The 5,899-nt window shown below is 65.3% G+C and carries 6 protein-coding genes and 1 riboswitch; of the genes, 5 read left to right on the forward strand and 1 reads right to left on the reverse strand.

Annotated features, from left to right (window positions below; translation table 11 throughout):
- The 5 genes from EOA60_RS15315 to gcvP form a co-directional block, all read left to right on the forward strand.
- Positions 1-659: molybdopterin-binding protein (locus EOA60_RS15315; RefSeq protein WP_128311561.1), on the forward strand; the 659-nt coding region annotated here is incomplete at its 5' end.
- Entirely contained in the window at positions 659-787 is a 129-nt protein-coding gene (locus tag EOA60_RS39715; protein WP_259979720.1) for a hypothetical protein, read from the forward strand. The genes EOA60_RS15315 and EOA60_RS39715, both read left to right, overlap by 1 nt.
- 139 nt (positions 788-926) lie before the next feature.
- Positions 927-1,013, forward strand: a riboswitch (glycine riboswitch).
- A 149-nt stretch (positions 1,014-1,162) separates the two neighbouring features.
- A complete protein-coding gene (gcvT, locus tag EOA60_RS15320; protein WP_127335526.1) occupies positions 1,163-2,263 on the forward strand; it encodes a glycine cleavage system aminomethyltransferase GcvT in 1,101 nt (366 codons plus the stop codon).
- 7 nt (positions 2,264-2,270) lie between these two features.
- Complete coding sequence (gene gcvH, locus EOA60_RS15325) at positions 2,271-2,639, forward strand: glycine cleavage system protein GcvH (RefSeq protein ID WP_067000208.1); 369 nt, start codon at positions 2,271-2,273, stop codon at positions 2,637-2,639.
- 16 nt (positions 2,640-2,655) lie between these two features.
- A complete protein-coding gene (gene gcvP, locus EOA60_RS15330) occupies positions 2,656-5,466 on the forward strand; it encodes an aminomethyl-transferring glycine dehydrogenase (protein WP_127335525.1) in 2,811 nt (936 codons plus the stop codon).
- Between the two features lie 13 nt (positions 5,467-5,479).
- Here gcvP and EOA60_RS15335 read toward each other — a convergent pair.
- Positions 5,480-5,899, reverse strand: a 420-nt coding sequence (locus EOA60_RS15335) for a GGDEF domain-containing protein (protein ID WP_164899326.1), incomplete at its 5' end; no start/stop codon positions are given.

The raw sequence follows: 5,899 nt of genomic DNA on the forward strand, positions 1-5,899 counted from the left end.
AAAGCGCCACCGGGCTGACATACCGCGCACAGCGCCTGCTCGCCGGCCGGGACGCGCTGGCACCGGAATTCAGTGAGGCCGACATCCGCCAGCCCCAGCGGCCGAACGGCGTCACCGCGCCTGACGACGACCCCTATAAGGGTCTGCTCGCCAACAATTTCGCCGACTGGCGCCTGGAGGTGACCGGCCTCGTCGAAAAACCGCTGTCGCTCACCCGCGAGCAGTTGCAGAACATGCCGAGCCGCACCCAGATCACCCGCCACGACTGCGTTGAAGGCTGGAGCTGCATCGCCAAATGGACCGGCACGCCTTTGTCGCTGGTGCTCGATCAGGCCATCGTCAAGCCGCAGGCGCGCTACGTCATGTTCCATTGCCTCGACACGATCGACCAAAGCCTGTCTGGCGACATCAAATATTACGGCAGCATCGACCTGATCGATGCCCGCCATCCGCAAACGATCCTGGCCTACGGCTTGAACGGCAAGCCGCTGCCGGTCGAGAACGGCGCGCCGCTGCGGGTACGGGTCGAGCGCCAGCTCGGCTACAAGATGCCGAAATATCTCTACAAGATCGAGCTGGTCGACGGCTTCGCCAATGTCGGCGGCGGTCGCGGCGGCTATTGGGAAGACAATGGCTACGACTGGTATGCCGGTATTTGATGGCGCTTCGCCTGCAGGCCGAGCACGATCTTGCGTCAGCCGAGTTCAACGCGATTGAGAAAAGCCTCACGGCGACAATCGGCCATTCCAACATCATCCTTTGCAAGACGATGGCCTCGGGCGACTAGGCCGCCTTGCTGGGCCGCCGTTCAGACCGGATCGGGTGTTGTCATCGGCGTCGGCTGCCGAGAGATATGTCGCTGGGAGGTGACAAGGTGTCGCCGACGGGCTATGGATGGCGCGTCGAGGGCTCAGGTGACTGAGTCCTACCTGTTTGCGGGAGAGAACAGCGCAAGCTGTCGCCGAAGGGGAAATCGCCCGAAATCTCTCAGGCAAAAGAACCGTGGACGGGAAAGACAACTCTGGAAAGTCGGGAATCTTCCCGCGCCGAAGGTGTAAGCGCTGCCGACAGAGTTACGGGGCGCGAGTCTCTCAGGCTTCAGACAGAGGGGCACGGACTAGACCGCTAATGGCGGTCGATTGCGTGCGACTCTGGAGAAGACATGACCGGCGAAGACACCAAACATCTACCCCTCGAGGATTTGCATAGCGCCGCGGGCGCGCGTTTCGGCGCTTTTGCCGGCTGGTCGATGCCGCTGACCTATCCGGCCGGCGTGATGAAGGAGCACCTCCACACGCGCGAGCATGCCGGCCTGTTCGACATCTCGCATATGAAGCTGTTCGAGGTCGGCGGCCCGGGCGCCGCCGACCTACTCAACCGCGCCTGCCCGCTCGACGCCGGCGCGATGGAAATCGCCCAATCCAAATACACCTTCTTCCTCAACGAGGCCGCCGGCGTCATTGACGACTTGATCGTCACGCGTCTTGGCGATGGCCGATTCATGGTGGTGGCCAACGCCGGCAATGCGGCCGAGGACGAAAGGCATTTGCGTGCGTTGGCCGCGGATTTCGATGCCAAGGTCGAGCCGCTCGACCGCGTCTTCCTGGCGATCCAAGGCCCGGACGCCTGGGCGGCCCTTTCGCGACCCGGTATCGAAACGGGCTCGCTGCTGTTCATGCATGGTGTCGAGCCCCGGCAACACTGGTTCATGAGCCGCTCCGGCTATACCGGCGAGGATGGATTCGAGATCGGGCTGCCGGAAGCGGATGCCCGCGATCTCGTCGGCAACCTGCTGCAGGACGAGCGCGTGCAATGGATCGGCCTTGCCGCCCGCGACAGCCTGCGGCTTGAGGCAGGGCTCTGCCTGCATGGCCAGGATCTGACACCCGAGACCGATCCGGCGAGCGCCGCTTTGATGTGGGCGATCCCTAAGGAGCTCCGCGCTTCCGGTCACTTCATCGGCGCCGACGCGCTGCGCTCGATCCTCGAGCGTGGGCCGTCTCAGAAGCGCGTTGGCCTAAAGCCCGATGGTCGTCAGCCGGTGCGCGCCGGCGCCGCGCTTGTCGATGCCGACGGCAATGCGGCAGGTCACGTGACCTCGGGCGGCTTCGGGCCGTCGACTGGCCACCCGGTCGCCATTGGCTATGTCGACAATGCGCTGGCCAAGCCCGGCAACAGACTGTTCGCCGACGTCCGCGGGACCAGCATCCCGATCGACGTCACTTCGCTGCCCTTCACGCCACATCGCTACCGCAAAGGATGATATTCCGATGGCAAATACCTATTTCACCGAGGATCATGAATGGCTGCGCGTCGAAGGCGGCGTCGCCACCGTCGGCATCACCGACTATGCGCAGGAGCAGCTCGGCGATCTCGTCTTCGTCGAACTGCCGGAAATCGGCCGCAAGCTCGCCAAGGGCGACACTGCAGTAGTCGTCGAATCCGTCAAGGCGGCCTCTGACGTCTATGCGCCGGTCGACGGCGAGATCACCGAAGCCAACACAGCACTGTCGTCGGACCCTTCATTGGTCAATTCGGCGGCGACCGGCGATGGCTGGCTCTGGAAGATGAAGCTTTCCAACGCAAGCCAACTCGACAGCCTCATGGACGAGGCCGCCTACAAAGCCCATATCGGCTGATACCAGGATCTTGGAAATGACCGCAGCACCCATTCCTTTCTCGGCCCGTCACATCGGCCCCAGTGTCAACGATGTCAGGGCCATGCTCGCCACCATCGGCGTTCCGTCCGTCGAAACGCTGATCAGCCAGGCCGTGCCGAGATCGATCCGCCTCGACCTGCCGCTCAACCTGCCCACTCCGGCCAGCGAGGCCGAAGCACTGGCCGAATTGTCGGCGATGATGGTGAAGAACACGGTGCTGAAGAGCTTCATCGGCGCCGGTTATCACGGCGTCCATGTGCCGCCGGTCATCCAGCGCAACATGTTCGAGAACCCGGCCTGGTACACGGCCTACACGCCTTACCAAGCCGAGATCAGTCAGGGCCGGCTGGAGATGCTGTTCAATTTCCAGACCCTGGTTGCCGAGCTGACCGGCCTGCCGGTGGCGTCGGCTTCGCTGCTCGACGAGGCCACCGCCGTTGCCGAAGCGGTCGGCATCGCACTGCGCCATCACCGCGACAAGCGCACCAAGGTGGCGCTTGCCGGCACGCCGCATCCGCAGACGCTCGATGTCGTGCGCACCCGCGCCGAACCGCTCGGCACCGAGGTCGACGGCGAGACCATCGACGACAACACCGCCGCCCTGCTCGTCTCCTGGCCGGACACTTTCGGCGTCTATGGCGACCACAAGGCGGCGATCGAGAAGGCCTGCGCCGCTGGCGCTCTGGTCGTCTTCATCGCCGACCCGCTCGCGCTTACGTTGACGGATGCGCCGGCCAAGCTCGGTGCCGACATCGCCGTCGGTCCGATGCAGCGCTTCGGCGTGCCGATGGGCTTTGGCGGCCCGCACGCGGCCTATTGCGCCGTCTCCGACAAGCTCACCCGTCTGATGCCCGGCCGCCTCGTCGGCCAGTCGACCGACAGCAAGGGCCGCCCGGGCTATCGCCTGGCGCTGCAGACGCGCGAGCAGCACATCCGCCGCGACAAGGCGACCTCCAATATCTGCACCGCGCAGGCGCTGCTCGCCAACATGGCGACGGCCTATGCGATCTGGCACGGTCCCGCCGGTTTGCAAGCGATCGCGGAGCGCGTCCACACTCTCGCCAACCGCCTTGCGGCGGGACTGAAGACAGCGGGCGTGGCCGTTCTCGGAGCACATCGCTTCGACACTGTGACGGCGGAAGTGAAAGGCAAGGCAGCGGCAATAGCCGCCGCCGCCGAGAAGACTGGCCGGCTGCTGCGCGTCATCGATGCCGACCACGTCGGCATCGCCTTCGACGAGACCTCGACCGAAGCCGACCTCGAAGCGATCGCGGCGCTATTCGGCGCCAAGCCCGGCACGGTGGCAGCCGGCTCGATGCCCGGTCAGCGGCGCGGCAAGGAGTTCCTCACCCAGCCGGTTTTCCACGAGAACCACTCCGAGACCGAGATGATGCGCTTCCTGCGGCGGCTGGCCGACAAGGACCTCGCGCTGGACCGCGCCATGATCCCGCTCGGATCCTGCACCATGAAGCTCAACGCCGCCGCCGAGATGATGCCCGTGAGTTGGGTGAATGTCGCCAACCTGCATCCCTTCGCGCCGGCCAGCCATTCGGCCGGCTATCGGGCCATGGTCGGCGACCTGGAGGCCTGGCTGTCGGAGATCACCGGTTTCGACGCGGTCAGCCTGCAGCCCAATGCCGGCAGCCAGGGCGAATATGCCGGCCTGCTCGCCATCCGCGCCTATCACCGCGCGCGCGGCGAAGGCCACCGCACCGTGTGCCTTATCCCGTCCTCCGCGCATGGCACCAATCCGGCGAGCGCGGCGATGGCGGGAATGAGCGTCGTCGTCGTGCGCTGCGCAGAGGACGGCAGCATCGACATGGATGACATGCGGGCCAAGGCCAACGAGCATTCCAAGAACCTCGCGGCGCTGATGTTCACCTATCCCTCGACGCATGGCGTCTACGAGGAAGGCGCGCGCCATCTCTGCGCCCTCATCCACGAGCATGGCGGCCAGGTCTATTTCGACGGCGCCAACCTCAACGCCCTGGTCGGTCTCGCCCGCCCCGGCGATATCGGCGCCGACGTCTGCCACATGAACCTGCACAAGACCTTCTGCATCCCGCATGGCGGCGGTGGCCCGGGCGTCGGCCCGATCGGCGTCAGGGCGCATCTGAAACCCTATCTGCCGGGCCATGTCATGGAAGGTTCGGCGCATGCCGTCGCCGCCGCGCCCTTCGGCAGCGCTTCGATCCTGCCGATCACCTGGATGTATATCCGCATGATGGGCGGCTCCGGGCTGAAGCAGGCCACCGAGACGGCGATCGTTTCGGCCAACTATGTGGCGACGCGGCTCGCGCCGCATTTCCCCCTCCTCTACAAGGGCAGGAGCGATCGCATCGCCCATGAGTGCATTCTCGACACGCGCGTGCTCAAGGAGAGCGCCGGCATCAGCGTCGACGACATCGCCAAGCGCCTCATTGACTACGGCTTCCACGCCCCGACCATGTCATTCCCGGTCGCCGGCACGCTGATGGTCGAGCCGACGGAATCCGAACCCAAGCGCGAACTCGACCGATTCTGCGAGGCGATGATTGCGATCGCCGGCGAGGCGGCGAAGGTGGCGAAGGGCGAATGGCCGCTCGACGACAACCCGCTGGTCAACGCCCCGCACACTGCCGCCGAGGCATTGGCAGGCGCATGGCCGCATCCATACTCGCGGATGGAAGCAGCCTACCCAGCGGGTGACGTCGATCTGGCAGCAAAATACTGGCCGCCGGTTTCGCGCATCGACAATGTCGCCGGCGACCGCAACCTGGTCTGCTCCTGCCCGCCGCTGTCGGAATATCTCGGCGCCGCAGAGTAGACGGTAGGGCAAGTTAGGCCGAGCGCAGGGCTGGCCCACTATCGGGCTGGTCCTCCTGGCGTTGGGCGATCACGCGGTTTCGCCCGGCGCGCTTTGCGGCGTAGAGCGCGGCGTCCGCCTCAGCCAGCACCTCGTCCAAGGTCCGGCCATCGGGGGCGCCAAATCCCATGCCGCCGCTGACGCTGCTGCGCAACGGACCACGTTGAGTCGGAACGATTTCGGTGCCGAAAGCGACCCCGATCCTGCTTGCCATATCGTGCGCCTTTTCCGGCGTCATGCGCGATAGGACGAGCGCGAACTCCTCACCGCCTAGCCGGAAGGCATCGACCCCGGCCCTGCCATATTTCTTGATCACCGCCGCGAAGCGGCAAAGCACCTGATCGCCGACGGGATGGCCGAAGACATCGTTTGTGGTCTTGAAATGGTCGAGGTC

The organism is Mesorhizobium sp. M1A.F.Ca.IN.020.06.1.1 (assembly GCF_004023265.1).
In the GTDB taxonomy this organism is placed as follows: Bacteria; Pseudomonadota; Alphaproteobacteria; order Rhizobiales; family Rhizobiaceae; genus Mesorhizobium.